Genomic DNA, 20,343 nt, shown 5'->3' with positions numbered 1-20,343 from the left:
GTCGCCGAACGCCTCACCGCCGCCGAACGCCGCGCACACGACCTCCTCACCCCCGTCTCCGCCGAGCTGCTCGCGACGACGGGGCGTGACACCGACCTCTTCGGCTTCGAGACGAACCAGGTCGCGCTCGGCGCGGCCGCCGACGCGACGGTGAGCATCGAAGGCATCGCGCTCGCGCAACTCGGCGCGCTGCTCGACCTCGAACAGCTCGGCTACACACTCGCCGACGCGGAACCGGTCGCGCTCCTCGGACATTCACAAGGCATCCTCGGCGTGCATATGGCGCAGGCAATCCGCGACGCCGGATCGATCGACGCGGCGCAGCCCCGGATCGACGAGATCCTCGCGATCGCCGCGTTGATTGGTGCTGCCGGCACACGCGAGGCGCGCGCACACGGCATCGTGCGCCAATACGGCGACGCGACGCCGATGCTTTCCGTGAAAGGCATGCTGCCGGCACAGGCGGACGAGCTCATCGCGCGCGTCGACGATGCGCGCGGACCGGTCGCCGTCGCCGTCGTCAACTCCCCGAACCATGTCGTACTGTCCGGACACCCGCAGGACCTCGCGTCGTTCGTCGTGCAGGCGGCGAAGGAACACAAGCGGCAGGCGCAGCTGCGCGCCGACAAAGTGCGCGGCGGCAACGTCTTCGACCCGGTCCTCGAATACCTTGAGGTCACGCTCCCGTTCCACAGCCCGCTCATGGCGCAGGCCGTCGAACAGTGCACCGCATGGGCGGACGCATGCGGCATCGACACGGACCTCGCGCGTGCGCTCGCAAGCGAAGTGCTCGTCAACCAGGTCGATTGGAGCGGCGAAGTCGCCGATCTGCTCAACGCGCACGACCCGCGCACACTGTGGGCGGTCGACTTGGGGCCCGGCACGACGCTCACGAAACTGTTCACGGCCGTCGCGGAAGGCACCGGCGTCGGCGTCATCGAAGCGGCGTGCGTCGAGGACCGCGCCGCGCTCGCGGCACGCGCCGACGACCCGGCGCGCGTACAGGATTGGTCGGCGTACGCGCCGCGCCTCATCCAGACCCCGCACGGCGAGCGCGTCGAGACGGCGTTCACACGCCTTACCGGCAAGCCGCCCGTGCTGCTCGCCGGCATGACGCCGACGACCGTCGACCCGGAGATCGTCGCCGCGGCCGCGAACGCCGGATACTGGGCCGAGCTTGCGGGCGGCGGCCAGGTGACGGCCGAGGTCTTCGACCGCCATATGCGCGAGCTCGCCGACCTGCTCGACGAGGGGCGCACCGTCGAATTCAACGCGATGTTCATGGACCGGTACTTGTGGAACCTGCAGTTCGGCACGTCGCGCATCGTGCCGAAGCACCGCGCGTCGGGCGCGCCGATCGACGGCGTCGTCGTCTCCGCGGGCATCCCCGAACTCGACGAAGCGGTCGCGCTCATCCACGAACTCAACGCGGACGGCTTCCCGTACGTGTGCTTCAAGCCCGGCACGGTCGAGCAGATCCGGCAGGTCGTGCGCATCGCGCAGGCCGTCGCACCGGCGGACGTCATCGTACAGGTCGAAGGCGGCTCCGCGGGTGGCCACCACAGCTGGGAATCGCTCGACGACCTGCTCCTCGCGACGTATGCCCAGGTACGCGGACAGTCGAACCTCGTCCTCGTCGTCGGCGGCGGCATCGGCACACCCGAACGTGCGGCCGACTACATGAGCGGTGCGTGGGCGGAGCGCCACGGGCGCCCGGCGATGCCCGTCGACGGCGTCCTCATCGGCACCGCCGTCATGACGGCGAAGGAAGCGCACACGTCCCCCGAAGTCAAGCGTCTCCTCGTCGAAACACCCGGCATAACCGAAGCGGACGGGGCGGACGGCGACGTCTTCGCGCCACTCGGCGAACAATGGGTGCCGAGCGGCAAGGCCGTCGGTGGCGTGACGAGTGGACTGAGCCATCTGCACGCGGACATCTACGAACTCGAGAACGCGTCCGCACGCTGCGGACGACTCCTTGTGCGCGTCATGAAACACCCCGAGGAACTCGAAGCGCGCCGCGATGAGATCATCGACGCGCTCAACGCGACCGCGAAACCGTATTTCGGCGACCTCAAGACGATGACGTACGAGGATTGGGCACGGCGTTTCGCCGAACTCTCGTTCCCGTGGGCGGACGGCACATACGCCGACCGCTACCTGCACCTACTGCAGCGCATCGAAGCGCGCGTCATCGACCTCGAACACGGCGCGTTCACGCCGATGTTCGCCGTACGCGAGGACGTCGAGGGCGATCCGTTCGCCGCGCTCGCCGCGCTCAAGGCGCGCTATCCGCAGATTGCGGAGCTCAACGTCGTGCCGAGCGACGAAGCGTGGTTCATCGAGCTTGTGCGCGAATACCCGAAGCCGATGCCGTTCGTGCCCGCGATCGACAACGACCTGCTGCGCTGGTGGGGACAGGACCAGCTGTGGCAGTCCGAAGACGCGCGGTATTCCGCCGATTCGGTGCGCATCATCCCCGGGCCGATCTCGGTCGCCGGCATCACGACGGTCGACGAACCGGTCGCTGACATCCTCGGCCGCTTCAACGACGCGATGACGGCGCGCGTCGCCGCCGATGCGGCCGACTGCGCGGCGGACGCGGAGGACAGCCGCTTCGCGTCGCTCGCCGACGCGACGGACGCGGAATCGTTCATCCGCGCAAGCCGCCACATCTCGTGGATCGGCCACCAGACGGCGAACCCGGCGTACGGCACCGCACACGGCGATGAGACCTACGAGCTGACGTACCTCGGACGTGACGACGAAGCGGGCGTCGAACGATTCGACCTCGACATCCACCTTGACACGTTCTGGGACGGCGACCCGGACGGCGGCCTCGGCAAGCACGCCGTGCGCGACATCATCATCCCGCTCAACGTCGCGCTCGACGCGGAGGGCACGATCCCGGTCGTCGACCGCGAGCGCCTCCCGGAGCACGTCTACCGCATGCTCGCCGACACGGCGGGCATCGGCAACACGGCGATCACCGGTGACGTGCTCGACGCGATGCCTGCGGTGAAGCCCGCCGATGACACGCAGGAGTTCCCGTTCGGTGTGGCCCGCTCCGCGTATACGCTGTCGGCCAACCTCGGGTATGACCATGAGGCCGCGACCGGCGGCGCGCTGCCACGTGACCTTGCGCCGGCGCCGATCGCGCCCGACGCGCTCGTCGGCCCAGCATGGCCGACGATCTACGCGGCGCTCGGCTCGGTCTACGTCGACGGGTATCCGGTCATCGAGGGCCTGCTCAACGCCGTGCATCTCGACCATCTCATCGAACTCGAGATGACCGAGGACGAACTGCTCGAGCATACCGGCGAACAGATCACGCTGTACGGATGGGCCGAGCAGTATGCGGAATCCGCGTCCGGCCGCGTCGTGACGATCCATGTCGAACACCATCTCGCCGATGGCACGCTCGTCGCGCGTGAGACCGAACGCTTCGCGATCCGCGGCCGCGCCTACAGCGACGACCTGCCGACGCCCGCGCCGAACCATGGCGGGCTGCTTGAGGACATCCGTGAGACGCCGCGCCGCATGCTGCGCCGTGTGACCGTGCGCGCGCCGCATGACATGACGGCGTTCGCGCGCACGTCGGGTGATTTCAACCCGATCCACACGTCGCGCCGCGGCGCCGCGATAAGCGGCCTCGCGCAACCGCTCGTGCACGGCATGTGGCTTTCGGCGACCGCGCAGCACGCCGTGCAGGCGCTTGACAACGATGGCGCGCACTACGAGATCGCCGGATGGACGTACAACATGTACGGCATGGTGCAGCTCGACGACGATGTGGAGATCACGGTCGAACGCGTCGGACGCGTCGCGCATGCCGGGCTCGTCCTCGAAGTGACATGCAGGATCGGCGGCGAACTTGTTTCACGTGCAACAGCAATCACGCGCGCGCCGATAAGCGCATTCGTCTATCCGGGCCAGGGCATCCAACAGCAGGGCATGGTCCTCGACGAGCGCGCGCAGTCGCCCGCCGCGCGCGACGTGTGGGAACGCGCGGACAAGCTCACGCGCGAGCGCCTCGGGTTCTCGATCCTCGCCGTCGTGCGCGACAATCCGAAGGAACTCACGGCGAACGGCGTCACGTACCGTCATCCGGAAGGCCTGCTCAACCTCACGCAGTTCACGCAGGTCGCGCTCGCGACCGTCGCGTTCGCGCAGACCGCTCGCATGCACGAGGCGGGCGCCGACATCCGCCCGTCGTATTTCGCCGGCCATTCGCTCGGCGAATACAACGCGCTCAGCTCGTTCGCGCATGTCATCCCGCTGGAGACGGTCCTCGAACTTGTGTTCCACCGCGGCTCGACGATGCACCACCTGATCGACCGCGACGCGCAGGGCCGTTCGAACTACCGCATGGGTGCCCTGCGTCCGAACCAGTTCGGCGTCGACGACGCGCATGTGCGCGACTATGTGGCATCGGTCGCGCAGGCGAGCGGCGAGTTCCTCGAGATCGTCAACTACAACCTCGCCGGGCAGCAGTACGCGGTCGCCGGCACGATCGCGGGCCTCAAGGCGCTCAAGGCGGACGCGGCGCGCCGTGTCGCCGAATATGGCGGCAAACCGGCGTTCATGCTCGTGCCCGGCATCGACGTGCCGTTCCATTCGACATTGCTGCGCAAGGGCGTGCCCGAGTTCCGCGACAAGCTCGACGCGTTGCTGCCCGCCGAGATCGACTACCGCGGTTCGCTTGAGGGGCTCTACATCCCGAACCTCGTCGCCGCGCCGTTCGAGATGACGAAGGAGTTCGCGCGGAAGATCCTCGACGTCGTGCCGAGCGAGCGGATCGCCGCCGCGCTCGCCGACGACGCCGTGTGGGAGTCCTACGCCGAGGACGACCAGAAGCTCGGCCGTCTGCTGCTCACCGAACTGCTCTCGTGGCAGTTCGCATCGCCCGTGCGGTGGATCGAGACGCAGGCGCTGCTGTTCGGCACGGCCGAACAAGGCGGGCTTGGCGTCGAGGAAGTCGTCGAGGTCGGCCTCGGCAACGCGCCGACGCTCGCGAACCTCGCGTCGAAGACGCTCAGGCTGCCGGAATTCAGCCGCCGCCAGGTGGCCGTCTACAACGTCGGCCGTGACGAAGGCCGCGTGTATATGACCGATGCGGATTCGCTCGTGCCCGAACGCGACGATGATGCGCCGGCAGCCGAAAGCGCGCCGGCGGTGGCACCCGCCGCACAGGCCGCCCCGGCCGAGGTCGTCACGGAACCGGCGCCGGCCGCCGCACCGGTGGCGCCGGCGGACGGCGTGAGCGGCGCGAACGTCGCCGACATCGCGTTCCGCGCACACGACGGCATCGCGACACTCCTCGCGTACGCGGCGAAAGTACGCCCCGAGCAGATCGGCGACAACGACACGACCGACACGTTGACGAACGGCGTCTCATCACGCCGCAACCAGCTGCTGATGGACATCAGCTCCGAACTCGGCGTCGCGAGCGTCGACGGTGCGGCGGAAGCCTCGATCCGCGACCTCAGCGCGCTCGTCGACAACGTCGCGCCGAACTACAAGGCCTTCGGCCCCGTCCTCGCGGACATCGTCCGCGACCGCACACGCGCGCTCTTCGGTGCGGCAGGCGTCAAACTGCCGCAGATCGTCAAACGTGTGACCGAGACGTGGCAGCTCGGCGCAGGATGGGCCGACCATGTGGCCGCCGAACTCGTCCTCGGCACACGCGACGGCGCAAGCGCGCGCGGCGGCGACCTCGCGACACTCGGCACCGGCGCGGCTTCGAACATGGCGGCAGCGAACGCGATGATCGACGCGTCCGTGCAGGCCGTCGCGGCCGCGCACGGCGTGCACGTCGCGATGCCAAGCGCGGGCGGCGCGTCAGGCGGCGTCGTCGACTCGGCGGCGCTCGACGCGTACGCACAGTCCGTCACCGGATCCGACGGCGTTCTTGCGGCGACCGCACGGTTCGTCCTCGGACAGCTCGGCCTCGGCGCCCCTGTCGTCGCCGAGGAGGAGGACGAGAACGCCGCGATCGCGGCGGCCGTCGAAGCGGAGCTCGGCTCCGACTGGCCGGCGCAGGTCTCACCGCGCTTCGACGCGCGGCAGGCGATCCTGTTCGACGACCGTTGGGCGTCCGCACGCGAGGACCTCGCCCGCGCGTACTACAACGGCGACACGGACGCGCTCAGCGGCGACTTCACGGCGGCCGGCGCGGCCGTCGCGGCGCAGGCCGCATGGTACGCGGCGCACACGGACGGCGACCTCGCCGCACGCTACGCGGCGATCGCCGACGAAGCGGCGGCGGACGCCGCCGATGCGGCACTCGCCTACGACGGGCAGGTCGCCGTCGTCACCGGCGTCGCACCGAACTCGATCGCCGCACAAGTCGTCAACGGACTGCTCGAAGGCGGCGCGACCGTCATCGCGACCTCGCACAGCTTCAAACCATCCGTGAAAGCGTGGGCGCAGCGCACATACCGCGAGCATGCGCGCGGCGGCGCGAACCTGTGGCTCGTACCGGCGAACCTCTCGTCGTACCGGGACGTCGACGCGCTCGTCGCATGGGTCGGCCACGTGCAGAAGAAGACGAACGGCGCGACGACGACCGTGCTCAAACCGGCGTACGAACCGGACCTGTTCTTCCCGTTCGCGGCACCACCCGTGCACGGTTCGCTCGCCGATTCGGGCGCGTTGTTCGAATCCCAGGCGCGCCTCATGCTGTGGGGCGTCGAACGCGCGATCGCCGGATTCGCGGCAATCGGCGCCGAAACGGACGTGCAGCACACCTTGCATGTCGTGCTGCCCGGATCGCCGAACCGCGGCGTGTTCGGCGGCGATGGCGCGTACGGCGAAGTCAAATCGGCGTTCGACGCGATCGTCAACCGTGCGCGCAGCGAACGCGCATGGTCCGAGCGTGTGACGTTCGCGCATCCGAAGATCGGATGGGTGCGCGGCACCGGGCTCATGGGCGGCAACGACCCGCTCGTCGACGTCGTCGAACGGCACGGGTTGCGCACGTATTCGACCGAGGAGATCGCGGCGGAACTGCTCAAGCTCACGACCGCCGAAGCACGCGCGCAAGCCGCGGACGCACCACTCGACGTCGACCTCACGGGCGGCCTCGGCGCGCAGCCGATCGACATCAAGGCGTTGCGCGCCGAAGCGCTTGCGGACGCCGAGGCGGCGGCCGTAGACGCGGACACCGAGGTGGCCATGGACGGCGGCGCGCATATCAAGGCGCTGCCGACGCCGCACGTGCCGCGCCAGGCGGACGTCGACCTCGCGGACTGGGCACAGGTGAGTGCGAAACCGGAGGACGAGATCGTCATCGTCTCAATCGGCGAACTCGGCCCCTGGGGGTCGGGACGTACGCGCGCGGAGGCCGAACTCGGCATCCACGCGGACGGCGACGTCGAACTGTCCGCGGGCGCCGTGCTCGAACTCGCGTGGAACATGGGACTGCTCAGCTGGGCGGATTCGCCGAAGCCCGGATGGTACGACACGGACGGCAACCTCGTGCCCGAAAGCGACATCGCGGAACGCTACCATGACGAAGTCGTCGCGAAATCCGGCGTGCGGCCGTTCGAAACGGGCATGGGCAACGACTACCGCGGCGGCACCGACGAGGAGGAAGCGGAAGTCTACCTCGACCACGACGTGAGCTTCAACGTGCCGACGCGCGCGATCGCCGACGAATACGTGACGATGGACGCCGAACACACAACGATCGCACCCGACGACGAAAGCGGCGAATGGACCGTGACACGCCACGCAGGATCGATGATCCGCGTACCGCGTCGCGCGACGATGACGCGCACCGTCGGCGGACAGTTCCCGGACGGCTTCGACCCGACGAAGTGGGGCATCCCCGCGTCGATGGTCGGCGACGTCGACAACATCGCGCTGTGGAACATCGTGACGACCGTCGACGCGTACCTGTCCGCGGGCTTCACGCCGGCTGAGATCCTCCAGGCCGTGCACCCGTCGATGGTCGCGAGCACGCAGGGCACCGGATTCGGCGGCATGGCGTCGATGCGCAAGCTGTACCTCGACCGCTTCCTCGGCCATGAGATCCCGACCGACATCCTCCAGGAGGCGCTGCCGAACGTCGTCGCCGCACACGTCATGCAAAGCTACATCGGCGGCTACGGCAACATGGTGCAGCCGGTCTCGGCATGCGCGACGGCCGCGGTCTCGCTTGAGGAAGGCGCCGACAAGATCGCGCTCGGCAAAGCCGACTTCGTCGTGACCGGCGCGATCGACGACATCGGCGTCGAATCGGTCATCGGATTCGGCAACATGAACGCGACGGCGAACTCGCAGGAGATGCTCGACAAGGGCATCGAACCGCGGTTCTTCTCGCGCGCGAACGACCGCAGGCGCGGCGGCTTCGTCGAATCGCAGGGCGGCGGCACCGTGCTGCTCACGCGCGGCGACATCGCGCTCAAGCTCGGACTGCCGGTCGCCGGCGTCATCGGCTTCGTGCACTCGTACGCCGACGGCGCGCATACGTCGATCCCGGCGCCCGGCCTCGGCGCGCTCGCGGCCGGCATGGGCGGACGGTCGTCGAAACTCGTGCGCGACCTCGCGGCGCTCGGCGTCACACCCGACGACATCACCGTCGTCTCGAAACACGACACCTCGACGAACGCGAACGACCCGAACGAATCGGAACTGCACAACACGCTCGCGCACGCGATCGGCAGGACGGACGGCAATCCACTGTTCGTGATCTCGCAGAAGTCGCTCACCGGACATGCGAAGGGCGGCGCGTGCGTGTTCCAGGTCAACGGCATCACCCAGCTGTTCAGGTCCGGCACCGTGCCGGCGAACGCGGCACTCGAATGCGTCGACCCGAAACTCGAACGCGACGACCATATGGTGTGGCTGCGTTCGCCACTCGCGATCGGTTCGCGGCAGACGGTGAAAGCGGCGCTCGCGACATCGCTCGGCTTCGGCCACGTGAGCGGATTCGCGGCGATCGTGCATCCGGGCGCGTTCGAAGCGGCCGTCGCGCACACGTGCGGCGTTGAGGCGCTCAACGCGTGGCGCGCACGTGCGAACGCGCGCCTCGCAGCAGGACAGCGCAGGCTCGAGGAAGGCATGATGGGGCGCGCCGCGCTCTACGAGCCGATCGACAACCGTCGCTTCCGCGAGGACGGGCGCGGCTACGACGCGCACGAAGTCGAAAAGGCGATGCTGCTCGACCCCGACGCGCGCCTCGGCGCCGACGGCGTCTACGACGCGCGGTAGTGCGCGTGTTGTGCGCGCGGCTGAACGTACCGTTGTGCGGTGCTTTCCGCACTCCGGTACGCTCAGGCGTCCGTAAGCGTACCGTTGTGCGTGGTAGATACGCACTGCGGTACGTTGAGAGGTCCGTAAGCGTACCGTCGTGCGGGAATGTATCGATATGAGGAGGTCGTGACGATGACGATGTTGGGTATCGGACATGACGTCGTCGATGTGCGCGCGTTCGGCGAACAGCTCGACACACCGGGAACGCGGATGCGCGCCCTGTTCTCCGCCCGCGAACTGCGGCAGGCACGGATGCGCGCGGAGCTCAAACACGACGGCGAAGCCGTGCACCTCGCCGGCAAATGGGCGGCGAAGGAAGCGGTCGTCAAAGCGTGGTGCGCGGCGCTCGGATCGGCGACGCCCCCGTATTCGCTCGACGATACGCCGTGGGCGGCAATCGAAGTACTCGCTGAGGCGAACGGCTGCCCACGCGTCGTGCTCGGAGCGGATGTGGAGCGGCGGTTGCGCGCGTCGGTCGGACGATATGTTGTCGGCGACGCGGAACCACAACCGGAACCGCAGTGGTTCGTGTCGATCGCACACGATGGCGGCATCGCATCGGCGACCGTCATATTGTGCGCGCAGTAGTACGGCGTGTGTCGTACAACGGTACGCTGGGACGCGCGTAAGCGTACCGCAGTGAGGAAGTGGTCGCGCTGCGGCACACACGATTTGCGGTTGGCTGGGCGTTGTGTATAATGGCACACGTTGTGTGGAACGAGGTTCCGGACGATGCGCGGATGTAGCTCAATGGTAGAGCCTCAGTCTTCCAAACTGATTACGCGGGTTCGATTCCCGTCATCCGCTCCACTGAACATGGCTGATTTCCAACGAAATCAGCCATGTTTGTTTGCGTACGGGAGTGTGCATGCGGTCGGTGTGCTGTCAGAACAGTATCGGCGTATGGCCGGTCGCGTCGAGGAAACGGATGAGGTCAGCGTAGTCGATCGCGACCGTTTTCGTATTGGTGAGCGGATGCATGAGCAGACGTGCGCCTTCGAGCGAACGGTCGATGAGGACGGTCACGTCGCCGTCCTCATCGTTGATGACGGCGAGCGGCGTCACACTGCCCGGTTCGAGGTCGAGGACGTCGTGCAGCTGTTCGGCGTTCGCGAAACTCAACCGTCCGCTGTCCGCGATGCGCGCGAGCGCCTTCAGGTCGGCGCGTGCGTCCTGCGCGAGCATAACGAGAACGTATGCGCCGCGCGCGCTTGTGAGGAACAGGTTCTTGACGCCGACGCCGCCGATGAGTGTTGTGACGAATTGCGCGGCCTCGACGGTCGTGACCGCCTCGTGCGCGACTTCGTCGTAGTCGATGTTGAGGTCGGCGAGTGTCGTGTACAACGTATCCGTGATGCTCATGCCGCCGAATCGTACACGGGGTGTGTGTACGGGCTGTGCGGTTGCGACGTGCGGTGGTGCAGTGTGTGCGGACGCGCGATACCGCAGATTGTGCGGACGCGCGACGCTGAGAAGGCAGTTACGTCGTGCGGTGCCGAAAAGTGGAGGTCGCGCGACGGAAACGGGGGTGTCTGCGTCGTGCGATGCCGCAGACTGTGCGGTCGCGCGACGCTGAGAAGGCAGTTACGTCGTGCGGTGCCGAAAAGTGGAGGTCGCGCGACGGAAACGGGGGTGTCTGCGTCGTGCGGTGCCGCAGTGTGTGCGGTCGCGCGACGCGCACACCGACGCACAATGCCGCCGGCGCATACGGTAGGGCGCGGTTCGTATGCTGAGACTGACATATTGGCAGGAACTGCGCGCGTCGCGGACGCGGGCGGGAACGGAGGTCACCGATGGCGGACGCCGACGAACGGGAGGTCGCGGAGCTCGACGCCGAGCCGCGCCCGACGCCCACCCAGCCGCACAGCGGCCAGGAGATGGAGGCGAACGTCGTCTCGAAGCATCCCGAAGCCACGATTCCGGAATCGGACGTCTCACTCGCGGACATCGAGCGCAGCCAGTCGCATCCGGTGCGTTGGACGGTCGGGTGTGTGCTCGCACTCGCGGCGCTCGTGCTCCCGTATTGGGCGGGGCGCACGCTCGCGGTGCGGCACACGTCGCAGGTCGTGCACGCGGTCGAACGTATCGATCCGCGCGGCATCGCGCTCGTCGCGTGGGCGGTCACGTTGTTCGCGTTCGTGTCGCTCGCGATGATGATCGTCGACCGTCGCAAAATTCCCTGGTTCACGTCGTTCATCGTGTTCCTGAGCGCCGAACAGTTCGTGTCGGGCGTATCGCTCCTCAAATTCGACTTCTGGCATTCGACATACGTCATGTACGGCGACTCCGCGCGCATCGCGAACGCCGCGAATCTGGGCATCATCGCGGCTGCGCTCGCGCTCGCCGCGTTCGCCGTCGTCTGGGTCGGACTCCTCGTCATCATCAAGAAGGATTCGCCGCTCAATGTGCTCACGCACGTGTGGACGTCGCTTGTGCTGTGGTTTGTGTTCGAAGTGGTCGCGCTGCTCATCGTGATGTTCGGAGGGATGCTCACGATCGTGTGATGCGCGCCGCACAATGTTCATACAATGCACGACGTCCGCGTTCCCGATACGGCAACGCGGACGTCGCATATGGCGCGCGGTCAGCCCACGGTCAGCTCACAGCAGACAGCAGTTCACAGCAGTCCGATGCGCGACAGGTTCTCCTTGACGTGCGCACAGCTCGCCTGGAACTCGCGCAGTTCGCTGTCCGAGAGGTCGAAGTGCATGACCTCCTCGACGCCGTTCGCGCCGACGACGCACGGCAGCGACGTGAAGAACCCCTCTTCGCCGTAGTCGCCCGTCATGAGCGTCGAGCACGCGGTGATGTAGTGTTCGTTCGAGATGACGGCGCGCGCGAGGCGCACGGCGGCGTCGGCGACCGCGAATTCCGTGCACTGTTTGCCCGCGTACGTCACGTAGCCGCCGTGGCGCGCCTCCTGTTCGACTTCGCCCTCGTCGAAACCGAAACGGTCGGGCTGCTCCTCACGCAGCTGCGCGAGCGGTTTGCCGCCGAAGTTGACGGCGCTCCACGCCGCGAACATGCTGTTGCCGTGTTCGCCGAGCATGTATGCGCTTATCGAATGCTGGTCGTAGCCGGTCGCGCGCGAGAGCGCGTATTTGAGACGGCTTGAGTCGAGCGCGGTGCCGGTGCCGATGACGCGTTTGGGATCCATGCCTGACAGTTTCCAGATTTCGGTCGCGACGACGTCGCATGGGTTCGAGATCGTGATCCAGACACCGTCGAATCCGGCGTCGGCGATTGGTGTGATGAAGGTCTTCGCCGTATCGGTCGTGTAGAACAGCTCGCCGTCGCGGTCCTCGCTCGCGAGCCTGACTTTGCCGGCCGCGTTGATGATGATGTCGCAGTCGGCGAGCCGTGCGTAGTCCTCCCCACAGTTGTAGAGGGCGACGTTGTGTGGGCAGAACGCGAGCGAATCGCCGAGGTCCTGCACTTCCGCGGCGAGTTTCGCGCTGTGGTCTTCGTCGCCCGAGCACTGCTCGGTCATGTACAGTTCGTCCGCGACGCCCTGCAGGACGAGGCTGTTCGCGACGTGCGCGCCCACGTGTCCCATGCCGACGATGCCGATTTTCGTAACGGTGCCCATTGGTTCGTGTTCCTTCCTATTGTCCGCCGCGCCGCCGGGTTGACGGCCGCGGGTACGCCTGACGGTTGCGAACATTGTAGGAACGCGCCTGTTGCGTCTCCGTGGGTCGCGGTCCCGGCTTATCCCTTTGGCGAACAAAAAGGTCACATAGTGAACTCCCATCGTGAACGATGGCGGCGGCGGTACGCGCACGTCCGTGGGCGCATGTACCATGGTCGATTGGCGTGTTTCGCCCGCGGATCGAGAGCGCACCGGCATAGGGCCGGCAGCACCGCGCAGTCAACAAGGAGGATGCCGTGGCACTGACGGCTGAAGAAAAGCAGGACATCATCGCTAAGTACGCTACCCATGAAGGTGACACCGGATCCCCGGAGGTCCAGATCGCGCTCCTGACGAAGCGCATCGCCGACCTGACCGAGCACCTCAAGGAGCACAAGCACGACCACCATTCGCGTCGTGGCCTGCTGCTCATGGTCGGTGACCGCCGCCGTCTGCTTGACTATCTCAAGAACGTGGACATCAACCGCTACCGTGCGCTCATCGAGCGCCTCGGCCTGCGCCGATAATCCAAACGTCCGCCCGAGTCCGGCACAAGGCCGGCTCGGGTTTTTTGTATGCCGCCCGCACGCGGGCGACGGAGGCCGTCACGGTACGGTAGGGTGACGGTATAGCCGGTGGCATAGAGGGATGGACGCAAGCCGGCGGTATTACAATGAGACACTGGCGGAATCGCGGACGGGAGCGTCCGGGTTCCGAAAAGAGGCCCGGGGGATTCGTCAGGCTGGCGGATCGCGGGCGCGTGGGGCGAAACACCCGCGAATAACCATAATCACGGCCACGGGAAGCATCCGTGGTCTGACGAGGATGTTTGTAGAACAGCAGTAACAACAGAACAAAAGGAGGAACCCTATGGAGGGTCCCGAAATCAAGGCGGTTGAGGCCGTCATCGACAACGGCTCGTACGGCAAGCGCACGGTGCGCTTCGAAACCGGTCGTCTCGCCCAGCAGGCGGACGGCGCCGTGGCCGCCTATCTGGACGACGATTCGATGGTCCTGTCGACCACGACGGCCGGCAACAGCCCGAAGGAGAACTACGACTTCTTCCCGCTCACCGTGGACGTTGAGGAGAAGATGTACGCCGCGGGCAAGATCCCAGGCTCGTTCTTCCGCCGCGAAGGCCGCCCGAGCTCCGAGGCGATCCTCGCATGCCGCATCATCGACCGCCCGCTCCGTCCGCTCTTCCCGCACACGCTGCGCAACGAAGTGCAGGTCGTCGAGACGATCCTCGCCGTCAACCCTGAGGATTCATACGACATGATCGCGCTCAACGCCGCTTCGGCGTCGACGCTCATCTCCGGCCTGCCGTTCGCCGGCCCGGTCGGCGGTGTGCGCCTCGCGCTCATCGACGGCCAGTGGGTCGCGTTCCCGCGTTGGAGCGAACGTGAACGCGCCGTTTTCGAGATCGTCGTCGCGGGCCGTGTCATCGAGAACGGCGACGTCGCGATCGCGATGATCGAGGCGGGCGCCGGCAAGAACGCGTGGAACCTCATCTACGACGAGGGCCAGACGAAGCCGGACGAGGAAGTCGTCGCCGGTGGCCTCGAAGCCGCGAAGCCGTTCATCAAGGTCCTGTGCGACGCCCAGAACGAACTCAAGAAGCTCGCCGCGAAGGAGACGCGTGACTTCCCGCTCTTCCCGGAGTACACCGAGGAGATCTACAACCGCGTCGACGAGCTCGCGCACGCCGACCTCGACGAGGCGCTTTCGATCGCCGAGAAGCTGCCGCGCCAGGAGCGCATCGCCGAGATCAAGCAGAAGGTGCGCGACGCGCTTTCGCTTGAGTTCACCGACATGGACGACATGGAGAAGGAGAAGGAGCTCGGCAACGCGTTCAAGGAGCTCCAGCGCCAGATCGTCCGCCGCCGCATCCTCACGCAGGACTACCGCATCGACGGCCGTGGCCTGCGCGACATCCGTACGCTTTCCGCCGAGGTCGGCATTGTGCCGCGCGTCCACGGTTCCGCGCTCTTCCAGCGTGGCGAGACGCAGATCCTCGGTGTCACGACGCTCAACATGCTCAAGATGGAGCAGCAGATCGACGCGCTGAGCGGCCCGCAGTCGAAGCGTTACATGCACAACTATGAGATGCCGCCGTATTCGACCGGTGAGACCGGCCGTGTCGGCTCCCCGAAGCGCCGCGAGATCGGCCACGGTGCACTCGCCGAGAAGGCGATCGTCCCGGTCCTGCCGAGCCGTGAGGAGTTCCCGTACGCGATCCGTCAGGTCTCCGAGGCGATCGGTTCGAACGGTTCGACGTCGATGGGTTCGGTGTGCGCGAGCACGCTTTCGCTCCTCGACGCGGGCGTCCCGCTCAAGGCCCCGGTCGCGGGCATCGCGATGGGCCTCGTCTCCGGCGACGTCGACGGCGAGCACATCTACAAGACGCTCACCGACATCCTCGGCGCCGAGGACGCGTTCGGCGATATGGACTTCAAGGTCGCGGGCACGGCCGAGTTCATCACCGCGCTCCAGCTCGACACGAAGCTCGACGGCATCCCGGCCGACGTGCTCGCCGGCGCGCTCAAGCAGGCGCATGAGGCGCGCACGACGATCCTCGAGGTCATCAACGAGTGCATCGACGGTCCGGCCGAGATGAGCCCGTTCGCGCCGCGCATCATCACGACGACCGTCCCGGTCGACAAGATCGGCGAAGTCATCGGCCCGAAGGGCAAGATGATCAACCAGATCCAGGAGGACACCGGCGCCGAGATCACGATCGAGGACGACGGCACCGTCTACATCGCGTCCGAAGGCGGCGAGGCCGCCGAGAAGGCGAAGGAGATCATCGACCAGATCGCGAACCCGCACGTGCCGCAGGCCGGCGAGACCTACACCGGCAAGGTCGTCAAGACGACGAGCTTCGGCGCGTTCGTCAACCTCACGCCGGGCACCGACGGTCTGCTGCACATCTCGCAGATCCGCAACCTCGCCGACGGCGAGCGCATCGACTCGGTCGAGGATGTCCTCAAGGAAGGCGACACCGTTGAAGTCGTCGTCCAGGGCGTCGACGACCGCGGCAAGATCTCGCTCGCGATCCCGGGCTTCGAGAACCAGGAGAACAACGCCGGTGCAGGCCGCCGCGACGACCGCCGCCGTGATGACCGTGATGAGCGTCCGCGCCGTTCGCGCCGCCGTGATGATGACGACCGCGACCGTGATGAGCGTCCGCGTCGCCGCCGTTCCGACGACCGTGACCGCGATTACGATGACCGTCCGCGCCGCCGTGACTACGACGATGACGAGTACGATGAGCGTCCGCGTCGCCGCCGTTCCGACGACCGCGACCGTGATTATGATGACCGTCCGCGCCGTTCGCGCCGCCGTGATGATGACGACCGTGACCGTGATGAGCGTCCGCGTCGCCGCCGCAATGACGACCGCAACCCGCGCTACGCCGCCGACGAGAACTATGACGAATACCGCGCCGAGCGCGCGGAGCGTCATGAGCGTCCGCGCCGCCGCGTGCGCCGCGACTTCGATCCGTTCGAGGACTGATCGCAGCCGCTGACACGCGTGTCTGAGGTTGCGCCCAGACATCGTGAAGCATCCGGGGTCCTGCGCCGTGCATGGCACAGGACCCTTTGTGCTACTCGGGGAGCAATCGGCATCACAGTTTCCGCGCTGCGGTACGCTACGGCGCCCCTCACCGTACCGTGGTGCGGGAAATTCCGCACCACGGTACGGTGAGGGGCGCCGTAGCGTACCGCAGCGCGGAATTGGCCGCATCACGGTATGGTGGCGGGCCTCGTAGCGTACCGCGTTGCGGAAAGTTGGGGCCGGGTGGTTGCGTAGGCCGGAGCTGCGAAGTGGGGCGGAATTGGTTGTGTTTGCGTCCCGTTTGGTCGGTGTGGCCTGCGACTTGGGACGGGAACAGGCGTGTTTGCGGGTGGTTGTGCAGATGGCGCTTGCGGATTGGGGCGTATCGGGTGGTTGTGCAGGGTGGAACTGCGGTTCGGGGCGGAATTGGCCGTGTTTGCGTCCCGTTTGGTCGGGGGGAACTGCAATCCGGGACAGAGCCAGCGTTGTCCGCGCACTATTTCCGCAATGCGGTACGCAACGGCCCCTTCCAGCGTACCGTGGCGCGGAATATACCGCAGTCCGGTACACTGACACGCATGTGAGCGTACCGGACTGCGGTAAGGGAGGGCCCCTTCCACCTGAACAGGTGGAAGGGGCCCTCCCTTACCGTGGATATCGGCTGGACTCAGAAATCCCAATCGTCGTCGTCGGTCTCCTCGGCCTTGCCCATGACGTACGAACTGCCGGAACCGGAGAAGAAATCGTGGTTCTCGTCGGCGTTCGGCGAGAGCGCGGCGAGTATCGCGGGGTTCACGTCGCAGATCTCGGCGGGGAAGAGCGCCGGATACCCGAGGTTCATCAGCGCCTTGTTCGCGTTGTAGTGGAGGAATTGCTCGACGTCGTCCGCGAGACCGACCTCGTCGTAGAGCGAATGTGTGTATTCGACCTCGTTCTCGTACAGTTCGCCCAGCAGATCATACGTGTACTGTTCCATCTCGGCGCGTTTCGCGTCGCCCGCCGCTTCGAGCCCTTTCTGGTACTTGTATCCGATGTAGTAGCCGTGCACGGCTTCGTCGCGGATGATGAGACGGATGACGTCCGCCGTGTTCGTGAGCTTCGCGTGCGCCGAGAAATACATCGGCAGATAGAAGCCCGAATAGAACAGGAACGATTCGAGCAGCGTCGACGCGACTTTGCGTTTGAGTGGATCGTCACCCTCGTAATAGTCGAGCACGATCTGCGCCTTGCGCTGCAGGTGCGGGTTGCGTTCGCTCCAATCGAACGCCTCGTCGATCTGCCGCGTCGAGCACAACGTCGAGAAGATCGACGAATAGCTCTTCGCGTGCACACTCTCCATGAACGCGATGTTCGTGTAGACGGCTTCCTCGTGCGGTGTGAGCGCGTCCGGGATGAGACTCACGGCGCCGACGGTGCCCTGGATCGTGTCGAGGAGCGTGAGCCCGGTGAACACGCGCATCGTGAGCGTGTGTTCGGCGTCGCTCATCGCGCGCCAATCGGGGATGTCGTTCGAGACGGGCACTTTCTCGGGGAGCCAGAAGTTGCCGGTCAGACGGTCCCAGACCTCGAGGTCCTTCTCATCGTCGAGACGGTTCCAGTTGATCGCGGTCACGCGGTCGATCAGTTTGACGTGCGGTGCCATTCGTCGTGCTCCTTTATACATATATATATCAATTGTGTTGTTCGATTGTTCGTCGATGCCGTGTGCGGTCGTACTGTTGCGCACTGCACGCCGCGCTCACAATGTGCAGCTCACGCAGCCTTCGACTTCGGTGCCTTCGAGCGCCTGTTGGCGGATGCGGATGTAATAGAGTGTCTTGATGCCTTTGCGCCACGCATAGATCTGCGCTTTGTTGAGGTCGCGTGTCGTCGCCGTGTCCGGGAAGAACAAGGTGAGCGAGAGCCCCTGGTCGACGTGCGGCGTCGCCTCCGCGTACGTGTCGACGATCGCCTGCCATCCCACTTCGTACGCGTCGTCGTAATAGTCGAGGTTCTCGTTCGTCATATACGGCGCCGGATAATACATGCGGCCGATCTTGCCCTCTTTTCGGATTTCGATCTTCGACGCGATCGGATGGATCGAACTCGTCGCATGGTTGATATATGAGATCGAACCGGTCGGCGGCACCGCCTGCAGATACTGGTTGTAGATCCCGTCGCGCATGACCTCCTGCTGCAACGCGCGCCAATCATCGGCGGTCGGCAGCGCGACGTCGAACCGTTCGAACAATGCGCGGATGCGCGCGGTGCGCGGCGCGATGTCGAGCGAACCGTCGAGGTATTGGTCGAAATGATTGCCGTCGCCGGGCGCCTTCGCATACGCGGACGTTTCGAACCCCGTGAACGCGCGCCCGTATTCGACCGCGAGTTCGTGCGACGCCGCGTACGCGTGGTACGCGACCGTCATGAAATACAGGTTCGTGAAATCGAGCGCCTCCGCACTGCCGTAGCGGATGCCTTCGCGCACGAGGAACCCATGCAGGTTCATCTGGCCGAGGCCGATCGCGTGGCCTTCGTCGTTCGCGCGGCGGATCGACGGCACCGCGTCGATCGACGTGTGCCGCGCGACCGCCGTGAGCGCGCGCACCGCCGTGCGCACCGGGCGCGCGAGTCCGCCGTCCATCGCGCGCGCGATGTTGAGCGAACCGAGGTTGCAGCTCACGTCGCGGCCGATGTGGGCGTAACTGAGGTCCTCGTGGTACGTGCTCGGCTCCTGCACCTGCAGGATCTCGGAACACAGGTTGCTCATCGTGATGTGCCCCGATATCGGATTCGCACGGTTCGCCGTGTCCTCGAACAGGATGTACGGGTAGCCGGATTCGAACTGGATCTGCGCGAGCGTCGTGAAGAACTCACGTGCGTCGATCTGACTCCTGCGGATCCTCGGGTTCGCGAGCAGCTCGTCGTAGTGTGCGCTTATGCCGAGGTCGGCGAACGGCACACCGTATTCGCGCTCGACGTCGTAGGGGCTGAACAACGCCATCGGTTCGCGGCGTTTCGCGAGCTCGAACGTGATGTCGGGGATGACGACGCCAAGCGCGAGCGATTTGATGCGGATCTTCTCATCCGCGTTCTCACGTTTCGTATCCAGGAACTTCATGATGTCGGGATGGTGCGCGTGCAGATAGACGGCGCCCGCGCCCTGCCGCGCGCCCAACTGGTTCGCGTAGCTGAACGAATCCTCAAGCAGTTTCATGACGGGGACGACACCGCTCGACTGGTTCTCGATATGCTTGATCGGCGCACCCTCCTCGCGCAGATTGCTCAACAGCAGCGCGACGCCGCCGCCGCGTTTGCTCAACTGGAGCGCCGCGTTGATGCCGCGCGAGATCGATTCCATATTGTCCTCGATGCGCACGAGGAAACAGCTGACCGCTTCGCCGCGCTGCGCCTTGCCGAGGTTGAGGAACGTCGGCGTCGCCGGTTGGAACCGTCCCGAGACGATCTCGTCGAAGACGTCGCGCGCCGCCTGTTCGTCCCCGTCCGCGAGCGCGAGCGCGACCGCCGCGGCGCGCTGCGGGAAGTCCTCGAGATACTGCGCGCCGTCGAAACTCTTGAGCGCATACGAACGGAAGAATTTGAACGCGCCGAGGAACGTGTCGAAGCGGTGTCCGGCGTGTTCGGCGTAGGTGAGGAACTCCTCGAGGAACGTGCGTGAATAGCGCGCGAAGACGTCCGCATCATAGTAGTCGTTGTCGATGAGGTAGTCGATGCGCGCGGTGGCGCTCGCGAACTCGGGCGTACGAGGGCGCACATGGTGTTCGAGGAACATGCCGACCGCTTCGAGGTCCTTGTCGAATTGGATGCGGCCGTGCTCGTCGTAGAGGTTGAGCATCGCGTTGAGCGCGTGGTAGTCGGTTTCGGGGGAGTTCGTGTTCGCGTTTGCGGGGGTTGTGGGG

The 20,343-nt window shown here is 66.1% G+C and carries 8 protein-coding genes, 1 tRNA gene and 1 pseudogene; 6 read left to right on the top strand and 4 right to left on the bottom strand.

Annotated features, from left to right (window positions below; genetic code table 11):
- Positions 1 to 33: 33 nt before the first annotated feature.
- From B1526_RS05225 to B1526_RS05215, 3 genes and pseudogenes are all read left to right on the top strand, one after another.
- A pseudogene (locus B1526_RS05225) lies at positions 34 to 9,216 on the top strand (fatty acid synthase subunit beta domain-containing protein); the annotation flags it as partial.
- A gap of 180 nt (positions 9,217 to 9,396) precedes the next feature.
- A complete protein-coding gene (locus B1526_RS05220; protein WP_095615045.1) occupies positions 9,397 to 9,846 on the top strand; it encodes a holo-ACP synthase in 450 nt (149 codons plus the stop codon).
- A 148-nt stretch (positions 9,847 to 9,994) separates the two neighbouring features.
- Positions 9,995 to 10,068, top strand: a tRNA-Gly gene (locus tag B1526_RS05215).
- 75 nt (positions 10,069 to 10,143) lie between these two features.
- Here B1526_RS05215 and B1526_RS05210 read toward each other — a convergent pair.
- Complete coding sequence (locus B1526_RS05210; protein ID WP_095615029.1) at positions 10,144 to 10,620, bottom strand: prolyl-tRNA synthetase associated domain-containing protein; 477 nt, start codon at positions 10,618 to 10,620, stop codon at positions 10,144 to 10,146.
- A 431-nt stretch (positions 10,621 to 11,051) separates the two neighbouring features.
- Between B1526_RS05210 and B1526_RS05205 the strand changes: the two genes are divergently transcribed.
- Complete coding sequence (locus tag B1526_RS05205; protein ID WP_095615028.1) at positions 11,052 to 11,762, top strand: teichoic acid transporter; 711 nt, start codon at positions 11,052 to 11,054, stop codon at positions 11,760 to 11,762.
- 113 nt (positions 11,763 to 11,875) lie between these two features.
- On the opposite strand, the gene B1526_RS05200 is transcribed toward B1526_RS05205, so the two are convergent.
- On the bottom strand, positions 11,876 to 12,847 hold the full coding sequence (locus tag B1526_RS05200) for an L-lactate dehydrogenase (RefSeq protein WP_095615027.1): 972 nt from the start codon (positions 12,845 to 12,847) through the stop codon (positions 11,876 to 11,878).
- A 296-nt stretch (positions 12,848 to 13,143) separates the two neighbouring features.
- On the opposite strand from B1526_RS05200, the gene rpsO reads away from it, so the two are divergent.
- Both rpsO and B1526_RS05190 read left to right on the top strand, forming a co-directional pair.
- Entirely contained in the window at positions 13,144 to 13,413 is a 270-nt protein-coding gene (gene rpsO / locus B1526_RS05195; RefSeq protein ID WP_095615026.1) for a 30S ribosomal protein S15, read from the top strand.
- 343 nt (positions 13,414 to 13,756) lie between these two features.
- A complete protein-coding gene (locus B1526_RS05190) occupies positions 13,757 to 16,402 on the top strand; it encodes a polyribonucleotide nucleotidyltransferase (RefSeq protein WP_095615025.1) in 2,646 nt (881 codons plus the stop codon).
- A gap of 709 nt (positions 16,403 to 17,111) precedes the next feature.
- Here the strand turns inward: B1526_RS05190 and nrdF are convergent.
- The gene (gene nrdF / locus B1526_RS05185; protein ID WP_095615024.1) at positions 17,112 to 18,086 is read right to left on the bottom strand and encodes a class 1b ribonucleoside-diphosphate reductase subunit beta; all 975 of its coding nucleotides are present in this window, start codon (positions 18,084 to 18,086) and stop codon (positions 17,112 to 17,114) included.
- Positions 18,087 to 18,182: 96 nt separating this feature from the next.
- A complete protein-coding gene (gene nrdE / locus B1526_RS05180) occupies positions 18,183 to 20,279 on the bottom strand; it encodes a class 1b ribonucleoside-diphosphate reductase subunit alpha (protein ID WP_235607056.1) in 2,097 nt (698 codons plus the stop codon).
- Positions 20,280 to 20,343: the final 64 nt, after the last annotated feature.

Origin of the sequence: Bifidobacterium criceti, from assembly GCF_002286935.1 — a bacterium.
GTDB classification, from domain to species: domain Bacteria; phylum Actinomycetota; class Actinomycetes; order Actinomycetales; family Bifidobacteriaceae; genus Bifidobacterium; species Bifidobacterium criceti.
The sequence above is the reverse complement of the archived record's forward strand: the minus strand, read 5'-3'. Positions and strand labels throughout refer to the sequence as shown.

Coding starts and splice junctions, on each gene's coding strand:
- B1526_RS05220 (WP_095615045.1), top strand. CDS start 9,397: ATGTTGGGTATCGGACATGACGTCGTCGATGTGCGCGCGTTCGGCGAA.
- B1526_RS05210 (WP_095615029.1), bottom strand. CDS start 10,620: ATGAGCATCACGGATACGTTGTACACGACACTCGCCGACCTCAACATC.
- B1526_RS05205 (WP_095615028.1), top strand. CDS start 11,052: ATGGCGGACGCCGACGAACGGGAGGTCGCGGAGCTCGACGCCGAGCCG.
- B1526_RS05200 (WP_095615027.1), bottom strand. CDS start 12,847: ATGGGCACCGTTACGAAAATCGGCATCGTCGGCATGGGACACGTGGGC.
- B1526_RS05190 (WP_095615025.1), top strand. CDS start 13,757: ATGGAGGGTCCCGAAATCAAGGCGGTTGAGGCCGTCATCGACAACGGC.
- nrdF (WP_095615024.1), bottom strand. CDS start 18,086: ATGGCACCGCACGTCAAACTGATCGACCGCGTGACCGCGATCAACTGG.
- nrdE (WP_235607056.1), bottom strand. CDS start 20,279: ATGCTCAACCTCTACGACGAGCACGGCCGCATCCAATTCGACAAGGAC.